Source organism: Nissabacter sp. SGAir0207 (genome assembly GCF_005491205.1).
Lineage (GTDB): Bacteria > Pseudomonadota > Gammaproteobacteria > Enterobacterales > Enterobacteriaceae > Chimaeribacter.
The window spans coordinates 67738-90938 of the sequence record NZ_CP028038.1 but is presented as its reverse complement, the minus strand read 5'-3'; the positions used below and the strand labels follow the sequence as shown (position 1 = coordinate 90938).

Annotated in this window: 16 protein-coding genes and 3 pseudogenes; 10 read left to right on the top strand and 9 right to left on the bottom strand. The window is 47.6% G+C overall.

Translation table 11 applies throughout. The annotated features are described in order from the left end of the window. Positions 1 to 2 precede the first annotated feature (2 nt). From C1N62_RS21310 to C1N62_RS21300, 3 genes are all read right to left on the bottom strand, one after another. Positions 3 to 797 (bottom strand): ATP-binding cassette domain-containing protein, encoded by a 795-nt coding sequence (locus tag C1N62_RS21310; protein WP_240775846.1) that lies wholly within the window; start codon positions 795 to 797, stop codon positions 3 to 5. A gap of 1694 nt (positions 798 to 2491) precedes the next feature. After that, the gene (locus C1N62_RS21305; RefSeq protein WP_137765748.1) at positions 2492 to 3031 is read right to left on the bottom strand and encodes a conjugation system SOS inhibitor PsiB family protein; all 540 of its coding nucleotides are present in this window, start codon (positions 3029 to 3031) and stop codon (positions 2492 to 2494) included. Between the two features lie 176 nt (positions 3032 to 3207). Beyond that, positions 3208 to 3771, bottom strand: a complete 564-nt coding sequence (locus C1N62_RS21300) for a single-stranded DNA-binding protein (protein ID WP_137765747.1) — start codon at positions 3769 to 3771, stop codon at positions 3208 to 3210. 304 nt (positions 3772 to 4075) lie between these two features. Between C1N62_RS21300 and C1N62_RS23245 the strand changes: the two genes are divergently transcribed. Together C1N62_RS23245 and umuD are read left to right on the top strand one after the other, a co-directional pair. Next, entirely contained in the window at positions 4076 to 4225 is a 150-nt protein-coding gene (locus C1N62_RS23245; RefSeq protein WP_168195928.1) for a hypothetical protein, read from the top strand. Positions 4226 to 4859: 634 nt separating this feature from the next. Continuing rightward, positions 4860 to 5240, top strand: a pseudogene (umuD, locus tag C1N62_RS21295) (translesion error-prone DNA polymerase V autoproteolytic subunit). A 279-nt stretch (positions 5241 to 5519) separates the two neighbouring features. On the opposite strand, the gene C1N62_RS21290 reads toward umuD, so the two are convergent. Then, positions 5520 to 6170 (bottom strand): metalloregulator ArsR/SmtB family transcription factor, encoded by a 651-nt coding sequence (locus C1N62_RS21290; RefSeq protein ID WP_137765746.1) that lies wholly within the window; start codon positions 6168 to 6170, stop codon positions 5520 to 5522. 138 nt (positions 6171 to 6308) lie between these two features. On the opposite strand from C1N62_RS21290, the pseudogene C1N62_RS21285 reads away from it, so the two are divergent. Continuing rightward, positions 6309 to 7517, top strand: a pseudogene (locus tag C1N62_RS21285) (MFS transporter). 335 nt (positions 7518 to 7852) lie between these two features. Beyond that, positions 7853 to 9045 (top strand): annotated as a pseudogene (gene umuC, locus C1N62_RS21280) (translesion error-prone DNA polymerase V subunit UmuC); the annotation flags it as partial. A gap of 59 nt (positions 9046 to 9104) precedes the next feature. On the opposite strand, the gene C1N62_RS21275 reads toward umuC, so the two are convergent. Genes C1N62_RS21275 through C1N62_RS21265 form a run of 3 tightly spaced genes read right to left on the bottom strand, consistent with a single transcriptional unit; the run spans position 9105 to position 11437 of the window. Beyond that, positions 9105 to 9434, bottom strand: coding sequence for a hypothetical protein (locus C1N62_RS21275; protein ID WP_137765745.1), 330 nt, complete (start codon positions 9432 to 9434; stop codon positions 9105 to 9107). Positions 9435 to 9492: 58 nt separating this feature from the next. Next, positions 9493 to 10575 (bottom strand): ParB/RepB/Spo0J family partition protein, encoded by a 1083-nt coding sequence (locus C1N62_RS21270; RefSeq protein WP_137765744.1) that lies wholly within the window; start codon positions 10573 to 10575, stop codon positions 9493 to 9495. After that, entirely contained in the window at positions 10565 to 11437 is an 873-nt protein-coding gene (locus C1N62_RS21265; RefSeq protein WP_240775845.1) for a ParA family protein, read from the bottom strand. Before C1N62_RS21265 ends, C1N62_RS21270 begins: the two co-directional genes overlap by 11 nt. A gap of 698 nt (positions 11438 to 12135) precedes the next feature. Between C1N62_RS21265 and C1N62_RS23240 the strand changes: the two genes are divergently transcribed. Beyond that, positions 12136 to 12498, top strand: a complete 363-nt coding sequence (locus C1N62_RS23240) for a DUF2726 domain-containing protein (RefSeq protein ID WP_168195927.1) — start codon at positions 12136 to 12138, stop codon at positions 12496 to 12498. 141 nt (positions 12499 to 12639) lie between these two features. Continuing rightward, on the top strand, positions 12640 to 13269 hold the full coding sequence (locus tag C1N62_RS21255; protein WP_137765741.1) for a helix-turn-helix domain-containing protein: 630 nt from the start codon (positions 12640 to 12642) through the stop codon (positions 13267 to 13269). Between the two features lie 48 nt (positions 13270 to 13317). Here the strand turns inward: C1N62_RS21255 and C1N62_RS21250 are convergent, their stop codons facing one another. After that, entirely contained in the window at positions 13318 to 14016 is a 699-nt protein-coding gene (locus tag C1N62_RS21250) for an RES domain-containing protein (protein WP_137765740.1), read from the bottom strand. Positions 14017 to 15475: 1459 nt separating this feature from the next. Here C1N62_RS21250 and C1N62_RS21245 point away from each other — a divergent pair. The 3 genes from C1N62_RS21245 (at position 15476) to C1N62_RS21235 (ending at position 20050) form a co-directional block, all read left to right on the top strand. Beyond that, positions 15476 to 16351 (top strand): RepB family plasmid replication initiator protein, encoded by an 876-nt coding sequence (locus C1N62_RS21245; RefSeq protein WP_240775844.1) that lies wholly within the window; start codon positions 15476 to 15478, stop codon positions 16349 to 16351. 1129 nt (positions 16352 to 17480) lie between these two features. Next, on the top strand, positions 17481 to 19043 hold the full coding sequence (locus C1N62_RS21240; RefSeq protein WP_137765738.1) for an ATP-dependent endonuclease: 1563 nt from the start codon (positions 17481 to 17483) through the stop codon (positions 19041 to 19043). Continuing rightward, on the top strand, positions 19028 to 20050 hold the full coding sequence (locus tag C1N62_RS21235) for a DNA helicase UvrD (RefSeq protein WP_137765737.1): 1023 nt from the start codon (positions 19028 to 19030) through the stop codon (positions 20048 to 20050). Before C1N62_RS21240 ends, C1N62_RS21235 begins: the two co-directional genes overlap by 16 nt. A 230-nt stretch (positions 20051 to 20280) precedes the next feature. Here C1N62_RS21235 and C1N62_RS21230 read toward each other — a convergent pair whose 3' ends face one another. Then, positions 20281 to 21222 carry a formyltransferase family protein gene (locus C1N62_RS21230; RefSeq protein ID WP_168195926.1) on the bottom strand — a complete coding sequence of 314 codons (942 nt, stop codon included), beginning with the start codon at positions 21220 to 21222 and terminating at the stop codon, positions 20281 to 20283. 204 nt (positions 21223 to 21426) lie between these two features. Here C1N62_RS21230 and C1N62_RS21225 point away from each other — a divergent pair, with 204 nt between their 5' ends. Continuing rightward, complete coding sequence (locus C1N62_RS21225) at positions 21427 to 23172, top strand: glycosyltransferase family 39 protein (RefSeq protein WP_137765735.1); 1746 nt, start codon at positions 21427 to 21429, stop codon at positions 23170 to 23172. The last annotated feature ends 29 nt before the right edge of the window (positions 23173 to 23201 follow it).

The window sequence follows — 23201 nt, the reverse complement described above, 5'->3', positions numbered from 1 at the left end:
CATTAGACGGCCATCCGCGTGTTATCCGGTGACATCAGGTTGCCATTTTCTGTTGCGGCAGCAATCAGCTGACGCGTGTAAGGATGCACGGGCGTGCGTAATAGCTGCCGCAGTGGCGCAGATTCCACTAATTCACCGTCTGCCATGACTATCGCGCGCTGACAAATTTGCGCGGCGACGCCGATATCGTGGGTAATAAACAGCAGCGCGGGTGCATCTGGCTGCACGCTACGTTGCAGCAACAGATTGATAACCTGCTGCTGGGCGAGGACATCCAGCGCGGTGGTGGGTTCATCCGCTACCAGCACATTGCTTTTCGTCAGGGTAGCCAGCACCATGCACAAACGCTGGAGCTGGCCACCAGAAATCTCGGCGGGAAAGCGTTGCATTAGGTCGGGGATATCGGATAAGCCAACGCCGTGCAGCAGGCGGTCACGGGTATCTGCTGGCAAGACGCGATTAACCAGCGCCAGCTGTTTTCCAATGCGCACCAGTGGATTAAGCGCCACGGATGAATCCTGGAATACCGCTGCAACTCTACTCTTAGGCGCACGCACCAGTGCATTTTTTCGTGTTACGTTCACGCCGTTAACGCGAATCACGCCGTCTATAATTGTTTGCGCCGGTAACGTACCAGTGATGGCACGAGCGGTAAAGGATTTGCCGCAGCCGGACGCGCCAAGCAAGCAAACACGCTCACCATGCAGCAGTGAGAACGAGAGATCGCGGATGATTGTTTTACCATTGAGCGTCAAGGTCAGATTCTCGACTTCAAGAACAGGTGCGGCTTTCAACATGGGGTTCAACATCGTCAATGCGCATTAAGATATGTAATAACATAACAAAATGTAGCAGCACACTGCAAAATGTTTAAATCATTAGTCAAAACTGCAGGCGACAGGATTTTAAGGTCTGTAATTTAAATTTGGGGTGAGTGTAGGAGAAAGACTAACGCAAATCACTTAGTCCTTAGGTTTTTATCCTTGTTGCACATTCGCTTAAAAAGGCCCACTGAAAGTGGGCAAGTTGAGAGAAATAATAGGTTCTCTCGTACCTAACGTGCTGTGTAGAATCCCATATAAAGTATGAGATAGTTCACATAATAGAAGGTTATTTCCAAACGGCAAATGCTGATGCAGCTTTAGAAAAATACTATCAAAAGCGTAGGCATTTTCGCCCGCCATAGCCAAAAAAAACCGCATACCATCGGGGAAGCGATAGTAAGCGGAAAAAATTCAAGTTTCACTCTATCAAACATCATTGCTTGACGATTAGAAAATACTAGACATGATTTTTCGCGTTGTGCAAAAGGTGCTAACCAACTAAAATTATTAAAAAACCCATAATTTACGTAACCGCATAATAACTTTACAGTGGCGCCATCTTGCTGGTAAGTGCCTTAGGTCATAGGTTAGATCCAAAAATGCGGCGAGTGGTTGTGTTCAAGATTATTTAATTGATAGGAGCATGCATTTTCTATCCGGCAGTAATTAAACCTGATGGGGATTTGACAGCACAATTGAGCGAATCTTGGAAGCAATGAAGGTGCTTACTGAACCGATGATATGACTGGAATTGTTGCCACACGGCAATGTATTGGACAAACAGTACGAACTGCTAAAGATATAGAGCAATAAGGAAAAGCTTTATATTAAAAAGTATTTTCGATCTCAAAGTTATGAAATTTAATATTTTGGTGTCAATGATTTTATACACACATTTATCAATATAAATCCTGCTTAGATGTCTGCAAGGAAGTTTTGAACTTTAGTTATCAAACCATAGATCAACAATTACCTCGATTGGATCATCATTCAAGTAATCTTCTAATAAAAAACCAGGAAAAACCGTACCTTAAGGGCATCATAGCTGTATCTTCATTAGCTAAAGAATAAGCCGGGTCGCTTCAGCTATGATAAGTTACCTGCCCCTCGTTATATTGACTGATATACAGGAGAAACAATTATCTTGTATAAATTCAGATAAATATAAATTAGTAGACCAGTGTATATATACTAACCAGAATTTAACTAATCACCGTTGGCTATTCAGAAGCTCTCATATTCGAAACCCAAATCATTTTTAGCAAGTCATTCACAGCGTTCGCCCTTCCTGCCATCCTGAAAACCATCGGCGATAGGTTGCCGGGGTCTGCCATGCGCGAGTTGTTTCAGCTTCACATATGGCCGCTTGCTGGCAAAACGTTTCTTTTACCAGCAAGCCGGCCTAAGAATGAGATCAGTGTTTATTCTGGAATTTCAAAAGGCATCATCGGTTAGATAGATATCTGACTTAATCAACTGTCTGTATGATTTGAGCGATATTTAAGAAAAAATTACTACAGAATATACACGTTAAGTCCGCAACGGGTAGCAAGTCCGCTTAATACCAGCTGCACGGTCTGTATGAACCAGCAGTACATGAGAAGCCACACCTGCCTTATTCCGGCATTTTTTGGATTCGGCTAAAGGCGAGATGAGGGTATCTTGCATTAGTTAATTCCTTCTTGACGCAGAGCTCCAGAGATATCACCGACCGCGTAGCCCGCACGAACCATTGCATCAATACGCTTTAGTAATTGACCAATAGTTTCGATTTCCAGCAACTCACTATTCCAGAAATACAGACCTGTATGATCCGGATTTAGCCACATCAGCCCATGCCAGAAAGGTGATTCGCCGCCTGGGCTTAGAATGTCAATCACTACATGCTTATTTTTACGATGTATCAGCCGAAGATGGACCGGAAAAACACCTCCCCATTCTGCCCTGCTCTCGCAATCCGTTCGCCAGACGTCAGGAAGCTTCAACGCGTGCAGCACGGCTCCGGACAGGCGATGCCGGAATTCCTCGCCTCGCGCGCAATAGGACTCATAATCAAAGAGTGAAAACTGCTGCAGCCGTGCCAGCGTGAAGGATTCATCACGGGTCATTTCGCCACTGCGTTGGCTCATGTTTCCGCCTGCCTGACGGCCAAAGTAGGCTGAGCGCTTAATGTCGGATGGCAGTTCTTTAAACTTCAAAACAGACATATCTCATCCCTCACCGGGTTTGTTTGTCTCGCTCTGTGCGGGATTGCAGCCCTGCACAGAGCACTCATTTATGGGTTCCGCGCGCCTCACACTTGCTTATCTGGCTCAAGCTGCGGTTAATTTGCTGACCTGAAAGACCGGGCATTTAAGGGCTTTGCCTTGTCAGACCCATCGGGTCAGAACGGTATAGGATCATCAAAATAATCGGGCGGAGGTGGATAACCTCCCTGCGAAGGTGTTTGCCCGGAAGGATCTGACTGGGACGGTGAAGTATGTGCTCTGCCGCCTTTGCCTCCCCTCCCCTTTCTGCCTGAGCTCTGCTGAGTCGCTGCGGGCTGCCCGGACTGTTCACCAGACTGATTTACGTCCTGCGCATCACTTGCGCCGCCGCCGCGCCCGCCCAGCATCTGCATTGTGCCTCCGACGTTTACCACCACTTCCGTTGTGTATTTATCCTGGCCATCCGTACCCTGCCATTTTCGCGTGCGCAACTGGCCCTCAATATAGACCTGCGAACCCTTACGCAGATATTCTCCCGCCACTTCGGCAAGCTTTCCGAACAGCACCACGCGGTGCCACTCCGTGATTTCTTTGTTTTCACCGGTCTGCTTGTCGCGCCAGGTTTCCGACGTGGCCAAGGTAATGTTCGTGACCGCGCCACCGTTTGGCATGTAGTGAACTTCAGGGCCCTGTCCAAGATTGCCTACCAGAATGACTTTGTTTACGCCTCGTGAAGCCATAATCGTTCTCCTGTATGGGTTTGTTTTTCACCCCATCACCTGTTGAGTTTCGGGAGCCGCGGTGTTGACGTTTTGTGGAATTCGGCTGGAACTTTCCACCGGTTTTTACATCACCCGTTTGAGATACTTCGCCGCAGGGCGTAAACCAGTGCGGATGACGGCCGTCGTCCGGGGCGGAGGGGAAATTTTTAAGGTCTAACGCAGTGGCCGGAAATAAATTTCACCGGCGTTTATTTCACCCTGGACGTCCACGTCAACTGTGCTTGTCTCAGCCCCGGCGACAGGGCTTAAAGGGAGATATCAGATGGAAAGCCAGAGCACGATGCATCTGCAACGCCGACTGAGCGGCAGCGAAACGACGTTGCGCCTCAGAGCGATGACGGATTCAGGACATCGTGGTTTGCACCTGCATTTAGAAGGCTGCTGTTCTGCAGTGGATCTTCAACGTATTTAGTTGTGCGGCTCAGCCGTCCGGGTTCAGGCGCATCTGCATTAGAAAGGGCAACAACCGGGGCAATAAAGCGGGATGAGTCAGGCGAGTAGACTTCAATTCATGCTCCTTATGCAAAAGCTTCCTGAAAACGAACGCTAATCATACAGAAGCAAATAAGGTTAAAAACCCTCCAGGGGCTTTTTCGGAGAAGCGCCAGCAAGCCAGATGTCTGAAATTCTGCTATCAGTTACCGGTCGGCGGGACGGCAGGTTAATCAGTATTTCCCGGGAGCTCCTTGATAAACCGTTTAACGGGGTTGTTCAGACTTCCCGCCCACTGCGCCTGCGGTATTCCGTTATCCACATCAGCACTGCACACTTGGTAGCTAAAGCTGTGGATAGATTGCGTCAGCCCGCGTGGCCAGGCGTTCATAGACGTGTGATTGTTTTATGAACAGCCACTTTACTATTTCGCCTGAAAAATCTACGAACCGACAGTTTTGACCGCCCTCCCCTGCCCGCGGCATCTTGCGTCGCGTTCAAAGCCAGTTAATACCACTGCAAATAAATACAGTATTATTGAAGAGACTATTGCTCATGTTTAACGCTTTTAACTTGATTAACCCGGCGGCAACCCGCCACTCAGCTTCAGGCCCATTTTTCTGGAGCGCGTTCCCTGCGGGTTCCCTTCACCCTGCCAGGACTATGCTTAGCAGGAGCTGGACCTCAACGAGCATCTTATCGCTCACATGGCAAGCACCTTCTTCCTGCGCGCGCAGGGCAACAGCATGCAGGACATTGGACTTTATAATGGTTATCTGCTGATTGTGGACCGCTCGCTTAAGCCACAGCACGGTGATGTCGTTATTGCAGAACTTTACGGCGAGTTTACGGTTAAGCGCCTTATGCTGACGCCCAAAGGGCCGGTACTTCAGCCGATGAATCCTGCCTATCCCGTTATTATTCCCGATCACGACACGCTGGAAATTTTTGGCGTTGTGGCACACTTCGTGCATACCCCACGTGGAAGAAACTGACATGTTCGGGCTCATCGATGTAAACAGCTTTTATGCCAGCGCGGAAAAAGTTTCCGGCCTGATCTGAAAAACGCACCTGTAGCCATTCTTTCGAACAATGATCTGAATGGTGAGAAGTGTTAGTTAGTTTAGTACGTTCAATTCTTCAGGTTTTAAGAATTAAATAGTCCGCTATGAGCGATCAGCGGACACCCATAAAAGCGCGGTCAAGGATACTACGTCAGGATAGCTCTGTAGCAAAACCCCCAGCGGGGCCTGCCGGGAAAGGTATTATCTAAGCTATTCGGTATGCAGACCTGATGCGACCCATTCCGGATAACCTTCATCAAAACGACGAATGCGATAGCCCTGCCGGCGAAGATATTCCACAGCTTCAACGGACAAAATACAGTGGGGGCCGCGACAGTAAGCGACTATCTCACTGTCACTTGGCAGCTCAGCCAGCCTGGACTCAAGTTCTTTAAGCGGGATATTCAATGCCCCGGGAAGGTGTCCACCAATATATTCATCTTCCGGGCGTACATCCAGGAGAGTCACGCTACCGGCCTCAAGACGGCTCAGCAATTCTTCCCGGCTGACGGCTTCCAGACAGTTATGGTTACTCTGGTAGTCCGCAGTGATATTGCGAATGACGTCATTATTGAACTCAGCAAAGCAGCGCAGGCTGGCAATAACGCTTCTTACCGGGCCGTCACCCAGACGGTAGATAATGTGCTTACCTTCCCGACGGGACATGACAAAGTTACCCCTGCGGAGGTTTTGCAGATGCTGCGAGGTGCTAGCAGCCGACATGCCCGTCAGCGCAGACAGCATCTCAACCGACAGTTCACCCCCGGCAAGGTGGTCAAGTATTTCAATCCTTGAAGCGTGTCCCAGCAGTTTTGCCAGCTCACCCAGGTGCGTATACAAAAATTTTTCAGGCTGATTCATTGACTCTATGACCGGTTAACGGGAACATTCAATCATTCAATTGAATGTTTTAATGATACTGCTTTTCGGCAGTGGCACAACCAGGGAAAAAGTTGTGGCCTGCCGACCGGATTAACTCACCGTTATACAGGAAACTCGATGTCGAATAAAAATATGTACTGGCAGGTGCTCATACTGGCAAGTGCCCAGGCCATCTTTCAGACCGTTTCTGTACTTGTAATGACCATCGGCGGCCTTGCGGGCGGACTTCTTGCTCCGTCCCCGGGGTTAGCGACAGCGCCCATAGCTGCCATGTTTCTCGGAACGGCTTCAGCCACGTTTCCGGCTTCAATGTGGATGACCAGAGTAGGGCGTAAAACGGGATTTTGTGCCGGAGCTGCGGCTGGCATAGCAGGCGGTGCTATTGCCGGCGCAGGGATTATCACCTCTTCATTTGTTCTGCTCTGTATCGGGACTTACATGGTCGGGGTCTACCAGTCTTTTGCGCAGTTTTACCGCTTTGCGGCCAGCGAGGTTTCCAGCGATACATTCCGGCCCCGGGCCATCTCGCTTGTCATGGCGGGCGGTATAGTCGCTGCACTTGCCGGCCCGTTACTGGCCCGGATGGGCAGTAACATACTGACGCCTCAGTACCTGGGTTCGTTCATCATACTTGCTGCAATATCAGCAGTTGCCGTATTCATTCTCTCCCGGCTTCACGTGCCGGTCAGTGTAGAAAAAGCTGTCGAACAGGTTCCTGCCCGCCCCTGGTAAAAGGTCATCACTCAGCCTGCTTACCTGACCGCCCTCTTTGGCGCTGCCACTGGCTACGGCATTATGATCCTCGCCATGACAGCTACGCCACTTGCAATGTCCCATCATGCTCACTCTCTTTCAGAGACGTCTACCGTTATTCAGCTGCACGTTCTGGGGATGTTCCTGCCGTCTTTCTTTACGGGCAAACTCATTGGACGCTTTGGCAGTATCCGGATAATGCTGACGGGCATTTTCCTCTACATATGCCATATAGGTCTGGCCCTGACCGGCACCGGATTTTACTCTTTTGCCGGTGCGCTCGTTTTCGTTGGTCTGGGCTGGAACTTCCTCTATATAGGCGGCACTGCACTGGTTACAACAACGTTTCGCCCCTCGGAAAAAGGCGCTGCTCAGGCCATCAATGATATGACCATTTTTGCGGTAGGTCTGGCCTGTTCGCTCAGCGCAGGCGCGTTGCTTGAACTACTTGGATGGTAAAAGCTTAACGAGATGCTTATTCCGTGGCTTGCAGTCGCTGCCTTAGCGCTGCTCTGGCTTGCCATCCGAAACCGGGCTGCGGAAGGTAAAAAGGCAAATGCGATAGGCAGATGAACTCTGTGACTGACTTGCAGTAAAAGCCCGCTTTATAGGCGGGTTTATAATATGAAGCTGGCAGGCTGTTATTGTTCCCGGCTAATTAATGTGTCTCGCAGTTGAATCGGAAATATCACATTAGCGTGTCCTGCTCGTGTACGAACCTCACTCCAATGCTAACTTCCGCTTTTGGCACACAACGGACGTTGACTGAGCATTCACCTATTTGAAAGTGCTTCTCGCCGGATTCATTCTAAAAGTTACTAACTAAATCATCCCACCGAGAACTAACACATAGAAAAAGTTAGCGGTTAAACATCTATTTAAATCATTGTTTTAAATATAACTAACTGTTAGTGGCATTCAGATATAATGACGGGTGTGTGATTGCCCGCAGTAAAGAGGCCAAAAAATATGTGAAATGGGCGAACCTTGGTTCAGGATCAAAAATCAGCGCTTTCCGGAAGTTATACGTTTCTTCTCGAGCAATTACGCGTTGTGTCACTCCATGAGCACAAGGGTGATGTCATGTATTGAAGAGATGGTGCCGCGTCTTGAAGTATATTCAGTAGACGAAGGGTTTTGTGACTGCTCAGGTATGGAGATGACCATACCTTATGAAGATTTTGGCCGCATGATCCGCGCACACGTAAAAGCCTGCACCGGCCTGACCGTTGGGGTCGGACTTGGACCCACCTAGACGCTGGCGAAGTCTCCACAGTGGGCTGGCAAGGAATATCAACAGTTCGGCGGCGTGCTGGCACTGACACCGAATAATCATGATCGCACTAGAGCGCTTCTCTCGCGACAACCCGTAGGGGAGATCTGGGGCGTAGGTTCAAGGATTGAGAGGAACCTACAACTGCTTGGCATTAAAACAGCACTGGACCTGGCTCGCTCTTCTTCAGTCTTCATCCGCAAAAACTTTGACGTGGTACTGGAGCGAACGAAGCGGGAACTGAATGGCGAGTCCTGCATACTGATGGCAGATGCGCCTCCGCCAAAACAGCAAATAGTTGTGAGTAGCAGCTTTGGAGAACGGGTCACAAAGTATGACGCTATGCGGCAGGCAATCTGTGCTTATGCCGAGCGCGTGGGGGAAAAACTGCGTGAGGACCGCCAGTATTGTCATCACATGTCGGTCTTTATACGTACCTCGCCATTTGATTCCGGGCAGCCCGGTTACGGCAACACGGCATTTGTGAGATTACGCGTAGGTACGCAAGACACGCGCAGCATTATTGATACGGCGGTGAAGTCTCTGGATACTATGTGGTGCCCGGGGTTCCGCTACGCTAAAGCTGGAATCATGCTCAATGAGCTGCGGCCGAACACCGTAGTACAGCTGAACCTTTTTGATGATGAAGTTCCGCGCCCCGGAAGTGAGGCTATGATGAGCCTGATGGACTCAATGAACCGATCAGGACGGTACAGTATTGGTTTTGCGGGAAAGGGCATTCAGCCTGAATGGCGGATGAAACGTCAAATGCTCAGTAAAGCGTGGACAACAAACTGGAAGGAAATTCCTGTGGCACGTGTATGCTGACTTGCCGGTACAAGGTTTCGCATGCGAAATGTGCCAGTGGTAATTTCGCATGCGAAATTTCAGCTTCGCTTGAATAACTCAACAATGCTTCGGCTAAGCCTGTAGTGCTGTTTTACCCATCGGTTGCCAACGCTCTCAGCCAGGACACTGCGGCCACTACCATCGTCTGATTCTCGATAGTAAATAATATCAATGACGCCAGCGTCTTTAAGTGAAGACGCTGCAGCTCGGATATTGGTACGCGTATATCCGCTGAGCTGTTCAAAATCGTCGAGATCAATACCCTGTATTCTGGCATCAAGACAATCCGCCAACGCAAAGACTAAACGTGTAGCCAGCGAACGCCTGCCTGTTTCGGCGATGTGGACATCCAGTTCAGTAAAGGTCATTAATTGCATCCACTTTAAAACTGGTAAAAACTCACTGACATTCAATGCTCAGAGGTTTTCAGCGTAATCCCAGCAATGTAATCTCACTGGCTGGGACGCACTTCTTGCCTTCAAAACTCTCAATCCAGACCATACCGTATTTATCAGGCATGATGTCCAGCAGAAGAATACCGTCCTGACCCCGATAAGAAATTACTGCCTTCAGCACACCTTTAAGGCCGTCAGGCTGAGAAACAAAGGATTCTCTGTTGCTTAAATCAGAACCTGAAGCGGCTGACTCACTGCCATGAGATTTCGCATGCGAAATCTTCTCCTGCAGGGATTCGGTTAAAGACCCCTTGTTCTTACCGGTGCCCTTTAAAAGGGAGAGTTCCTTTTTTACCTGTGCACGGGTGACAGTCTTACCGTTCTGGATTTTTGAAATAATTTCATCAGCAGACTGAGTGCTGGCTTCATTGAGCTGTATCAGATTATAAATCAGCTCAACGTCAGACAATTTTTTACTCCGAACAAGAAAGCGAATTTTTTCAGGCGCAGAGCCAATGCGCATATGCTTGCTGACGAAGGCCGTGGGTTTACCAAGCGCTCTGGCAATATCCTCGCCACTCATACCATGCTCATTTTTGAGTTTTTCAAACGCTAAGGCTGTGGCGAGTGGTTTCAGTCCTGACTGCTGCAGGTTCTCAATCAGCTGCCCCATAATGCGCTGACGGTCATCGCGCGGCGGCGTGCCAACATAGATATCAATGTACTCGTCACCACGACGCTTCATCGATCTGACGCGGGTGGCTCCAAACCAGACGCGATAACCCTGACGATCCTTAGGGAAGCAACGAGGCGGCGTAAGGTTGCCCAGCTCAGACAGTGAGTCCACCATGCCTACCAGCACCTCTTCATCGAAGTCTTCTTCAGGGCGTACCTGTTCTACCTCATATATCTCTTCCGCTTTTACCCTTACGATCTGACCCGATGGCTCCATGGATGGGCGAGCCAGCTCATTGCGAAGCCGGAAGGCTTCCTCATTTCCGGCGGGGGCAGGAGCTTCGCGCCTTGCTACCACTGTGGCAACTTCAGGCATGGAAGCCGGCGCGGATGCAGACTTTTTCTGCTCATCAAGACGACGCTGAAATTTACTTGCCATGCGTATCCTCCTCAATCAAACGAAGAATTTTTGATGTCAGTTCCTGATACTGAACTGCAGGTTTACTTGCTGGAGAGTATTCGCGGATAGTCATGGCAAGCTCTATTGCTTCCTTGGCCAGATTTTTGACCCAGGAAATAAGGGTCAGTACCTTATCCTCGGAATAGTTACGCTCCTGGAGGATCTCGTAAAGCCGCCTCAGGTTTTCTGTTTCAACAGGTGAGAGGTAACCATCCAGAAGTGGCTGGCTGTAACTCTGAACGCCAGCCTGCGTGATGTAGGTTCCGAGGAATTGCAGTCCGGGATTATAGTTCTTCTTTATGCGCTGCATGTAGTTCAGTTGTTTTCCAACGCCAATTCGCGACCCTTTTTCAAGGAGTGTCGGGATCAACAGGTAATCGCCAACCACATGAGAGGCAATCAGCAGGTTGTTGTAATCCGGGGCTGAGTCAATAAAGATGAAATCATATTGTTCGCGAAGCGCATCAATACGCTCTTTGAAGTCAAAAACGCAGTCCTGCGGGCGATAGTTTATTTCACCGATTTCATTCGTTGAGCCAAAGATATGACGTCCGTCCGGCAGGACTTCTGGCTTGATTTCGGTATCCGTAAAGAAAAGCTGAAATGCATGTGCACTCCCCGGCGAGAAGCTGTTTCCCATGGGATCGCGGTCAATCGTCAGAGGTAATTCCCCCGGGAAGGTACGCTCTGTTAATCCGGACGTACTGTCAAAATCAATCATGAGCGTTTTTTTGCCCATTTGCTGCATGTTGTAGGATATCTCATTAGTTGACTGCGTCTTGACCACGCCGCCTTTTTGATTGCCAATGATGATGACCTTTCCTGCGTGTTTATCAACCATCTGAAAGCCTCTGATATTTCGCATGCGAAATTGATGATGACATCTTCAGCCTTATTTTGACTGTACTGTCGTTCGTTTCGAGCAGTATGCCTGGCCTGCCATAGAGAATCAACTTTGATTCTCTATATATTGAGATTTCGCATGCGAAATCTCAACAAGCTGAGGCGCAATCGCAATAATCAACACTTCTTTGACGAGAAACCACAGCAGGGGATTTCGCATGCGAAATGAGAAGAATAAACAAATGGAAGTGATTCTGGCGAAAGGGTAAGGGCTTTGATGTGAGTCTGAAAATCCTTCATCCACCAGCAATAACTTAACCTCTATTATTTGCGCCACTTTTCTGTAATGTCAGAGGGCAGGGCGGGGGAGGGCAGATACCTGCACATAAAGTGTGTGTGGGCTAATTCTGATTTAGCCTGACGAGAGTTTACAACATGTTAATCTGCGTTTTTTATTCTGAAGGATGCAGATCAATAGATGTTTTTTTCTGGCTAGTAGTGGTCGCGTGCGTTGTGGGATATCTCTTTTCTGGTGGAAAGAACCAACGAAAGCGCACGGGATACAGATTTGAGAAAAGCAGGTCACAACCTGGAGGAAACGGATACCGTCCAGACACTGTTGCAGTTAAGGAAGATAATACGGCAAAGCGGCAGCTGGCTACGGTTAGAAGCAGCGAGTTTCGCAAGCGAACTTTGATGAATAAAAGTGAGTATGCCGTTTATTGCCAGCTTGAAGCTCTTCTTTCAATGACCTTTCCCGCGTTTCGTGTTTTTGCTCAGGTGTCTCTCGGAGAAATACTGGGGTCAGACAATAAGGCGGCATACCTGGCAATTAACAGCAAGCGTGCTGACTTTGTCATCATTGATCGCTTTGGTCATCCTGTTGTAGTTGTTGAATACCATGGAAGCGGGCATTTTCAGAGGGATGCCAGGGTTCGTGACGCAGTGAAACGTGAAGCATGTCAGAGCGCTGGTATATCCTTCATCGAGTTGCCTGAAAAGTATACTCAGGGTGATGTCATTGCGATTGGTGAGCGTATATCTGACACAGCTGCGTGAGAAATGATTCGCTACTTTGATGCAAGTCATTCACATATAAATGTGGCAGTAAGTTATGCAAGTGAAAAGACGAGTAATTTCATACTCTAATTTGACACTTTACCTATGGTGTAATAAATTAAGTGTCAAAGAGAGGTGCTTATGAACACAATGACTATCACTGAGCCGCGCAAACCACTTTCAGATGATCAGGCTGCAATTATCGAGCGTATGAATATGCTATCGGCCGAGCTGGTTGCCGCACTGACCCAAAAGAAGAGTCTGACGCGTGCGCTGAAAATGACCGACAGCGAGCTGGTCAAACTGATGTTTGAAACCCAGCTGGATCGCGTTTCAGAGATGTCTGCGCGAGATAAGCGCCGTATCAGTCATCTGAATGACAGCGCTGTCCGGTTTGCAGAGCGGCTGAACGATCTGGGTGGCACCTGCCGGGCCAGTAAGGCGGCCGAAATTCTTGGTGTCAGCAGGCAGACCATTAATAACAGGTTAAAGGCTAACAAACTGCTTGCCGTTAAAGCAGGCGGGGAGTTTAAGTTTCCACTGTTTCAGTTCGACGGAAACAAGCTTATAGCTGGATTTGATGAGATTCTGGAACTGCTCGGAGACATCAGCCCGGTTACCAAGACGTCATTCCTGACGGCAATTTTCTTTTTTGACAATGAGCCCCAGCTCAGCGTCACTGATGCCCTGAGGAAGTACGGGACATCAGAAGAGCATATGACCGAGATAAGGCGCCAGGCAAAACTTTTTGGCAGCCAGACTGCACACTAATCACTAATAAAAAAGGCCCCGTTCAGGGGCCTTTGCAACGTATCCTGCTTAACTACTCACGCTGTAATTCAACGTTTCCGTCACGATTTCAAACCCGGTAATGTCTTCTTCCTCCCAGTTCTGAGGAAAGTTTTCTTTTGCCGTGTCCAGATATTTGTCCGCTGGGCTATTCGCCACATCGGCTAAGGGATCAGACTCTCCCTCACGTATCCAGTAAGCCGTGCACATCCCCGCACCAAAGTGCCTGGAAGGATAAGCGATACCATCATAATCGAGCCCGGGAGTGTTCGCTGCCCAGTTCGTTATACCCTGAGTGATACTGTAGTCTCCACCCATAACCTGATCGGCCGTGAAATGGAGCAGTGCCTGTAGCCTGACTATATTGACGACTTTGGTTTCCCGTGTCGTTTCAAGCGAGTGAATACGGGCTTTCTCAATATCACCCATCCCCAGGATAAACTCATCCGGGTTACGCTGGTAGATGCGACCAAGCGATTCCGCAATTGCAGCGGCTGCAAAGTCTGCCGTGTAGCAGACTCCCGTACGGCTGGTAGGGTCGTTGTAGCGGCCCATCTCTTTAGGATCTTCCGGGCAGGCATAGTTCACACCTGATGGGTAAGCCTTCTTCTGCCAGCGGCGCTGCGGAGTTTTAGCCGCGCGCAGGTCAAACGGAATGCGGTTGTTTGCTTCAAGCTTATTCAGCTGATCATCAATGGAGTCTCCATTTTCTTTCTTCTTGTTGACCATTTAATTCCCCTGTCTTTCTGAATCGATTCTTTAACCATAATTGCACCATTGGTGGGATATGGACGATGGATAGGTCTGCGTGCTTGCCCGCATTCCACTTACCGGCAATCCGGCAGTTACATCTTAGGTTCAGAAAGAAATGAGAACAACAGACTGATTTACCTAAATTATCTATAAGAAATCTTGCATTCCCGTAACCGGTTCGCTGTTTGTGAGGTGACCGCTGTTCCCCCTGAAATCGGACGTATCATTCAGGTGAAATTCATAGATCTCCGTGATACCTGCCGGCTGACATTTACAGGGAATGAATGTCATCAACCCTTAGTTAAATGAGATCATCTCAATGCATCACGATGACGTGTTTGGGTGCACAATTAAGTTTCGAAATAAAGCTCAGATAGCAGCAGAACGGATCCAGGCTGAGCGGTGCATTTTCGCAGAACTTGATAAGCGTGAGCTAAGCAGAGAGGTGATCAGATACGTTTTGTGTTGCCAGCCAGTGAGCGGAGTGACAGTCTGCTTAATCATGCAATTATCACGTGAAAGAATACAAGGGGATGCTACGGACAGCAGAAAAAAGCGATGCTCCCTTGTGCCGGTCAGAGCTCCTAACGAAAACCTTGGGCAATGCGTTGTGAAGTATTTTGGGAATCCCCGCAATAATCAAATAATGGCCGCTGATAGCTTGTACATCACTCAGCAAGGTTAAGTCAGGCGAAAGAGTGTATGTGGGGCATACATGCCAAATGTGGCTATCAGTTAACGTGACGCAAGGCCCTTTCTGCCCCAATTCTGTTGCATTCTTAGACAAACGTCGCTGTGTGAATTCTGAGTCATTCAGCAAGCATAAGTCCTTAAACTTTTGAGCTACGTCGTTTGATGGTATTGATCGTCTCTTCCCGTATGCTAACCGAAAACAATCTAAAGAAGATCCGGCACGGATCGTTTCTCAAGCTTTATCTCGTATAACCAGAAACGTGGACAAGCAGAAAGTCTCACGATCATAACCCACATGTAAGTGTTGTGGCCTTTGAAATAGATAAGTGGGGTGGATCCAAAACGCTCTTATGCTAGTAATGGCTTGCGTGTCTTACTTGAGTTCTAACAGCGTAGAGCAGCGTTCTGCTAATTACATGTTTGATTATCGTATGTTGCATTGGCCAGCCAAGCTGCTTTGCCAGGGGAACCCCTCTTCCTGCTGAACTTATCCACCGGATAGATCAAATAATAAGATCATAATAGGATCAATTTGAGATCAATAAAGAATAGGATCCTTGCTAACCCACTGATTTCGCGGCTCTCAGAGGATCTGAATACACTGTAAAGGGTAGCCGATACACTATACCGGGTAAATGATCCACTGTACCGGGGAAATAGTACACTGTAGCGGGTAGTATTGATCCACTATGACGGGTACTATAAAGATCTTATCCCCACTGGTCAAAAATGATGAATATCTATGGATAACAGTAATTTAGGGTTAGTAATCAACGAAGAAATGAAAGATTCAGGTGAAGTTATACATCTGATCCCAAATCTTCGTCAGACGATCCAGCCAAAAGTTTTACTCCGGCTCGGCGTCTTTGTGCCCACTCTCAAATCCACCGGGAAGGGGGGACGCAAGAACCACAGCGTTGATGCGACTGACTCCCTGTCCAGATTATCCATTGTAGAGGGTGAGGGATATAACCAGATTCAAATTTATGGCCCCAGACTCGATATGGACACAGATTTCAAAGTCTGGGTCGGTATTGTTTATGCCCTTTCCACCAAGAAGATGGATAAGGATCATCATCTGGAGCTCAATTTCGCGGACTTTGCCAAATACTGCGGCTTTGATACTAAACGCATCGATAGGCAGCTTAAAGAACGATTCGACGCCTCTCTGACGCGTATCGCGCGTACCAACATCAGCTTTGTGAAGGCTGTACCCGGCACAGACGATCGTATCACAATCAACATGCACCTTGTTGAGTCGACCTACTACGATAGCAGCACGGGTAAAATTTTCATAAAGCCCAATCAGAAGCTCAATACACTGTACCGGGTAGATGGCAAAACACGTCTCTATTTGAAAGCATTACAGGTGCTGTCACGAAAGGAATCTGCACAGGCATTGTATCTATACCTTGCTGAACTACCCCCTAACTTCTACCGAATTGGTTTTGATCGTTTGCGTGAGCGTCTGCAACTGACATCGCACTTGGGGAATCAGAACGCCACGATTAAGAAAGCGTTACAACAGCTCAATGACATTGGCTTCCTCGAATATTCCATTGAAAAAGAAGGTAGCGATTACGTCCTTAACATCCTCAAACGTAATCCAAAGTTGTGACCTGCCCGGTGCAGTGGATATCCACTATACCGGGTTAGCTACCCTATGCAGTGGATGCTCAGGACACCCCCGGTATAATGGATATCCATCTCTTTTCTCCATCCGCTCATTTTGCCTCCAACTTCTAGGCCCATTGCCGCAGTCAGAAGGGTTCAACTCCCCGTTATAGTGGATTAGGTGCATTTCGCGTTGAGATCTGACTGAACTAAGTGCCTTTGTTATGTGCATACTTAGAAGTCCAAATGCAGTAATCCCGGCGATATCATTGTTCTCTAATAATTTGTAAGTTTGCACTTACTATCATTTTTCACCCATTATTTTCTGAGTTTTTTATCGTTCAGTTAAACTAACATCACGACAAAATCCACTGTGCCGGGTAGTCTGCCATTAACGTCATCCACTGTAGCGGGTAATGTTATGTGACTCTGAATACACTGTGCCGGGTAACCTCAGATGACCCTGATCCACTGTACCGGGTGTTGCAGGAAAACGTTTATGTCCACTATACCGGGTAGCTTAACCTGACTAACTTCATCAGCAGGCAATAAAATTTTGCAGCTACCCGCCACAGTGGAGCAGATAACTGATGCTGATTTGTAATTCCTGAATAAGTGACAACGTCATGAAATGCTTTGAGTAACCAGCCTGGCCCTGAGTAATGATCCATTGTAACGGGTAAACCTGTGTCCATTGTGATCCACTGTACCGGGCATTCACATCAAGCTGCTCCACTATACCGGGCTGAATCTTTTCACCCATCCACTGTACCGGGTATTTAAGCGAACATTCCGATCCTTCTAGGGCGATAATGAATAAACGTTCTTAACGATCATTTTTAGGATCTCTTTGGATCCCCAACCAGGCAAAAGGTGATGTTTAACATTTTTGTGCACTTTACTGACCCATAGTGTTGCAGAAATCCAAACAACTCTTGCGGCTAAAGTTGCATGGCGCTGTTAGTCATCTAACTGGAGGGAATCCTGTGGCTCTATCTTTATCTGAATTTTCAACCAAGATGCAGGTTTCAGCTCTGCTCAACGCGCCACCGGGGTTCGTCATGCATGCAACGGGAACAAGACGACACCTTTCGCCCAGCATCTCTACTTTAAGGTGATTAAAGGAAGACGATATGCCTAGTATCACGCGACTAATGCTCAAAAACTTTAGAAAGTTTTCTTCATTAACGTTGGATTTTCAGCCAGGGAAAAACGTGCTGATTGGTGATAATGAGTCCGGAAAGAGCACTATTTTGCTGGCTTTGGATCTGGTGTTAAGTGATAGCCGTCACCGTGTAGAAAGCCTGGGAATAGAGTCACTGCTATCACAGAGTGCCGTAACGGCATTTCAGAACGGTATCCGAAGCGCCGAGCTGCTACCTGAGCTCATAGCTGACGTTTTTCTCACTGACGGCAATGACCCTGAGCTGCGTGGCAGACAGAACCTTACTGAAAGAGATGCTGACGGGCTTCGTATGCACATTGCCCCGATGCTTGTTGAATATGGCCAGGATATTCGGCACGTGCTGGAGCAGGATCCCTCAAACTTCCCCTACGAATACTATTCCGTCAAGTTCACAACTTTTTCAGGTAACCACTTCACTGGGTTCAGGCGATTTATGCGCTACCTCATGCTCGACAGCGCCCGTATAGATAGCGATCACGCGGCTCAGGAATACACCCGCGCGGTATATGGCGTTAACGTTCCAGTAGAGGAGCGGTACCGGCTGGAGAATCAGTGGCGCCAGCAGAAAAATCAGTTTCGAGACCAGAATCTTTCCCGGGTAAATGAAGGGCTGGACGACTATCAGTTCAGCGTCAGGTCCGGCATACGTACGGGGTTGGAAGCCAATCTGGATATCACCGAGGACGGCATATCGATACGAAATCGCGGGAAGGGAAGGCAATGTTTTATCAAAACCGAATTTGCATTGCGCAGGCGAGAGCAGCAGGGCGAGTTGCATGCGTTGCTGCTTGAGGAGCCTGAAAATCATCTCAGCCATACGAGTATGAAAAAGCTGGTCAGTCAACTCGCGGCAGAAAGGCAAACTCAACTGTTCGTGGCCACGCACAGCAGCCACATTTCGTCACGTCTGGATTTACGTACCGCCATTCTGCTCGGAAAAACCCGCCCGGTGTGGCTGCGGGATTTGTCAGAAGAGACGGCTCAGTTTTTTATCAAGGCGCCGGATAATAATGTGCTGGAGTTTGCGCTGGCGGGGCGGGTATTGTTGGTTGAGGGTGATGCTGAATTTATCCTGATAGAAGCTTTTTATCAGTCTCTGACTGGGAGATTGCCGGAAGACGACAACGTACATGTCATTGCCATTGGCGGTACGAGTTTCAGGCGCTATCTTGAACTGGCCCAATTCCTTGGAAACCGTGTCGCAGCGCTTCGTGACAATGACGGTGATTACCAGCAGAATTGTGTTGAACGCTATGAACAGGTACTCGGCGCGAATACGAGGGTGTTTGCTGACCCCGATAACCGTCGTTACACTTTCGAAATCAGCCTGTACGAAGACAATACATTACTGTGTGATGCAATCTTTGGGAGCCCCCAGCGCCGGCTCACTGTGCAGAAATATATGCTGTCCAATAAAACGGAAGCGGCTTTCAGGTTACTGCAGGAGCATGGTGATGAGCTTTCTGTACCCGCCTATGTTTGTGAGGCGATCGAATGGATAAGCGCGTAGTATTTGCCGTGGCCGGCTCAGGCAAAACCACCTTGCTAAAGGAGCAGCTTCAGATAGATAGCCGCGCTTTGATTCTGGCACACACAAATAATAATGAAAGGCATCTACTCACGCAGATCGTCAGAAAATTTGGCTATGTACCGGAAGGGATCCGGGTGATGACATGGTTTGAATTCCTGCACGGCTTCTGCTGTCGGCCCTTTCTGCAACAGCAGCTCAGTACGCGGGGCTTAAGTTTCTCCGACCCGCCCCAGAGAGTTCCTCGGAGCAACCCGCGACATTTTCAGGATTCTGGTGGCAGGCTTTACCATCGCCGCCTTGCTCTGATGCTTATGCAGAAAGAAATGCTTCCTGCTATCCGCACAAGGCTTGCTAGGTTTTATGATCAGTTGCTGATTGATGAAGTACAGGATTTTGCTGGTCACGATTTTAACTTTTTGATGGAGCTATGCGCGGCTAACGTCTCCATTCTGATGGCGGGAGATTTTTACCAGCATACTTTCGACACCAGCCGGGACGGTAACACCAACGCGACCCTACACGATAATATTGGCAGATATGAGAGCCATTTCCGCGCTGCCGGGGTGCTGCCCGACCATTATACGCTCAGCAAAACGTGGCGTTGCTCGGAAACGGTCTGTAATTTTATCACCACGCATCTGAATATTCCGATCGAAGCACAGATCCGACGGGAAACCCTGATTGAAACCGTAACCGATGCGGCACGGGCAACCGCTTTGCACGCAGATCAAGGCGTCATCAAGCTCTTTTATCGCGAGCACCACCGATACGGCTGTCATTCAATAAACTGGGGTCTGAGCAAGGGTCTCGATCATTACCAGGACGTCTGTATCGTGCTGGGTATTGACCACTGGCGTCGTCTTAATGAAGGTACCCTGAACGCACTTCCCCCTTCATCTCGTAACAAGCTTTATGTGGCCTGTTCGCGAGCGCGCGGTAATATTTACTTTGTCCCGGAATCGCTTCTGCGGGCGCACCGGGTGTGAGCGCTTGATGTACATAACTCAGCGCTGAGAAAGAAGCAGGCTTCAATTAGAATCATGGAAATAGTATGCCCAGCAGGCGGTTTAACGCCTGCTCCGTGATGTGCCCATATAGTTGTACATCAAGTTGCCACCGGCAGAATACGAAAACCGTTATTATCAATGGCTCGGAAGTGTCTAGATTATCCGTGGCGATTCACTGTAAAAAATTGACGGTAAGCGTTTCATGTTTCTCAACGTAATATCATGCCCACGATTATGTCTGACCCGGTGATTTTTCTTGAATAACCGGGTTCAGGACATTTTGTCAGTGAGAAATCGTCTATCTCAAGTATGTCCTTACCACATGCAACCCTTAGTGGTGCAATGGAAATTACAGTTCCTGGTATAAATGACTGTTCACTGGGTAGTACGTTGCATTTCCAGATGATGAGTTTTTTCCCCTCAGAGTCAGTGAATGCCCCTGGCCATGGGAAGGACAGGGCACGTACCAGATTGCGTATGTCGTTTGCGTTTGAACGCCAGTCGATATGTCCATCCTCGGGTCTTCGCAAACCATAACTGCTCGCCTGACTCTCATCCTGATCAAGTCCGGTAAGATTCCCTTCATAGAGTTCGGTGAACCACACCGGAAGGAGTGTACTGGCAAGTTCCGTAATTTTCCTGTGAAGAGTATGCGCCGTATCATCATTGCTAATGGACACTTTCGTCTGTGCATAAATCGGCCCAGCATCGGGAATATTATTTATTTCATGCAAAGTAATTCCACTTTCTTCATCACCTTTAATTATTGACCAGTTAAGATGAGAGCGCCCTCTGTGTGCAGGAAGCAAAGATGCATGGACGTTATACGCACCGAATTTAGCAGCCTTAACTATCTCATTCGAAAGATAATGCCTGTAAGAAAGGGTTATTATATAATCAGGAGAAAGATCATTTATTTTAATTACCCAGGAGGGTTCATTAACATCCTCGGGCCGAAAGACCGGGATTTTATGTTTGTCAGCGAGATCTGTGACAGATTTAAAAAACACATTTTCATTGTTACTATCCTTATGAGTGAAAACCGAAACAACATTATAGCCGCTTTTAATTAATGCGGATAGTCCAGCATAACCCATATCATGGTATCCGAATAATATAACAGTGGGTTTGACTTTTTGAGGTGCTTTCATTGAAACCTTCATGTTGTAAAAGATTATAAAAGTCTTTTGATACTATTGGTCGGCAAGAACATGTCAATATAAAATCGTATCCCTAGACCGCGTTTCCATCCAATCGCAACACTTGATACCAGTAGCTACACTCCTTTCTAAACTCATAACGGAGTTCGATATACTATTGAGCTTTTGTTTATCTTCGTAAGCAGGAGAAGAAAGTTGCAGTATCGAAAAATTCGAGCATTTTACAACGATAGTTTAAGAGTCAGTTATTATGTTGCATGCTTGGCCTGTAAAACGCTTAAAATGCAGTTTAAGAATAGATCTACTTCTGACTTAGAAGAAAAACAAAAAAATAAGACGTTTTCTTTTGGAAATATACATTTCAGTTACATGGCACTACTTTTGTTTTTTTGGACCATTCCCGGACTTATAGGTCATGAGCCATGGAAGCCAGATGAAGCTTATTCATTTGGGTTAATATTGAACATTTATGAAACCGGCGACTGGGTTGTACCTATGCTTGCGGGTGAACCGTTCATGGAAAAGCCTCCGATCTATTACATTGTTGCTGCCGTATTTATGGGCCTGCTACATCCTTTATTATCTCTTCCAGATGCGGCTCGCTTAACGTCGGGTTTTTTTATAGTTATAACTAGTTCAATGATTGCCCTTTCAGTCAGAGATACTCTGGGCAAGGGTTACGGCCGTTGGGGAATACTTATTTTTATTTCCTGCTTAGGTGTGGCTGTCCGAATGCACCAGATGATAACCGACACTGCTTTAGTAGCAGGATGCTCGTTCGGTTTATACGGGCTCATTTTATCGCGCAGGCGTTTCATAGCTGGTGGAGTTGTGATGGGGATCGGGGCAGCACTTGGCATGATGTCAAAAGGGCTTCTGGGGCCCGGCCTGTTGTATCTCAGCGCTGCGCTTTGTTTATTTATATTAGGCAGTTACAGAAAAAAAAGCTTTATAAATTCGATTCTGATCGCTTTGGCTGTAACAATGCTGCTTTCTTTCCCCTGGATTTTAGCGCTATGGCATCGTTCCCCAGAACTTCTGCACCTCTGGTTCTGGGACAACAACCTGGGGCGCTTCCTGGGTACGAATAATCTGGGTCCCAAAAAGGGGCATTTATTCTATCTTTATACACTATCCTGGTATGCTTTCCCGGCGCTGCCGATGTGCTTACTTTACTTTTTAACCAAAAACCGAAAAGTTCTCCGGGATGGTATCAGTGTAAGCCTGATCTTCTTTATGGTAACTTTTTTTACACTCTCCCTTTCAAGCGATGCGCGTGAACTGTATGCGCTTCCATTATTACTTCCACTGTCAGTTATTGCGGCAGCAGCCGTGCCAATTTCTGTAATTCCTTCGTTCTCCTCTTTCCTGAAGGGGCTTTCTTTTTCATTAATATTATTCCTTATCTTTATTGGCTTGTTGGTTAACCTTCCATTCGCATTTTCGCCTTTAAGGGAGTTTGTTAACTATTTTGTACCAGGATACGATTCAGATATTAACCCACTTCTTGTAATTATTTCACTTGCGGCTCCCCTTGCTGTGTTGATTGTAATAATGAAAACCGACTCATCAAAAACACCTACTGTGTTCTATTTTTCGTGTTTAATGACAATTATATGGTCAATCATTATGACTCTTGGTCTTCCTTTAATTGATTATTCTAAACGTTATTCTGATGTTTTTAGTCAGATTAATATGATTGTGCCTAAAGGCGAGTGCGTAATTAGTCAGGGACTTGGCGAGCCGCAAAGGGCAATGCTTCATTATTACACCGGCATAAAGACAAGCAGGGTCGAAAATGGTTCTTTAAATGAAAGCTGTCACTACCTACTAAGACAAGGTAAGACAACTACAGAGAAAAAGAGTTTTCATGACCTCATCTGGAGTGGGAGCAGGCCAGGTGAGGAAGATGAGTTTTATGAAGTTTTTAAGACGCATTGAAATTAAAAAATTTATTCATTTTGAGTGAT

Excerpts from the sequence above, each read along its gene's own strand:
- C1N62_RS21310 (WP_240775846.1), bottom strand. The coding sequence starts at position 797 with ATGTTGAAAGCCGCACCTGTTCTTGAAGTCGAGAATCTGACCTTGACG.
- C1N62_RS21305 (WP_137765748.1), bottom strand. The coding sequence starts at position 3,031 with ATGTCTGTTTTGAAGTTTAAAGAACTGCCATCCGACATTAAGCGCTCA.
- C1N62_RS21300 (WP_137765747.1), bottom strand. The coding sequence starts at position 3,771 with ATGGCTTCACGAGGCGTAAACAAAGTCATTCTGGTAGGCAATCTTGGA.
- C1N62_RS23245 (WP_168195928.1), top strand. The coding sequence starts at position 4,076 with ATGGAAAGCCAGAGCACGATGCATCTGCAACGCCGACTGAGCGGCAGC.
- C1N62_RS21290 (WP_137765746.1), bottom strand. The coding sequence starts at position 6,170 with ATGAATCAGCCTGAAAAATTTTTGTATACGCACCTGGGTGAGCTGGCA.
- C1N62_RS21275 (WP_137765745.1), bottom strand. The coding sequence starts at position 9,434 with ATGACCTTTACTGAACTGGATGTCCACATCGCCGAAACAGGCAGGCGT.
- C1N62_RS21270 (WP_137765744.1), bottom strand. The coding sequence starts at position 10,575 with ATGGCAAGTAAATTTCAGCGTCGTCTTGATGAGCAGAAAAAGTCTGCA.
- C1N62_RS21265 (WP_240775845.1), bottom strand. The coding sequence starts at position 11,437 with ATGGTTGATAAACACGCAGGAAAGGTCATCATCATTGGCAATCAAAAA.
- C1N62_RS23240 (WP_168195927.1), top strand. The coding sequence starts at position 12,136 with ATGAATAAAAGTGAGTATGCCGTTTATTGCCAGCTTGAAGCTCTTCTT.
- C1N62_RS21255 (WP_137765741.1), top strand. The coding sequence starts at position 12,640 with ATGAACACAATGACTATCACTGAGCCGCGCAAACCACTTTCAGATGAT.
- C1N62_RS21250 (WP_137765740.1), bottom strand. The coding sequence starts at position 14,016 with ATGGTCAACAAGAAGAAAGAAAATGGAGACTCCATTGATGATCAGCTG.
- C1N62_RS21245 (WP_240775844.1), top strand. The coding sequence starts at position 15,476 with ATGGATAACAGTAATTTAGGGTTAGTAATCAACGAAGAAATGAAAGAT.
- C1N62_RS21240 (WP_137765738.1), top strand. The coding sequence starts at position 17,481 with ATGCCTAGTATCACGCGACTAATGCTCAAAAACTTTAGAAAGTTTTCT.
- C1N62_RS21235 (WP_137765737.1), top strand. The coding sequence starts at position 19,028 with ATGGATAAGCGCGTAGTATTTGCCGTGGCCGGCTCAGGCAAAACCACC.
- C1N62_RS21230 (WP_168195926.1), bottom strand. The coding sequence starts at position 21,222 with ATGAAAGCACCTCAAAAAGTCAAACCCACTGTTATATTATTCGGATAC.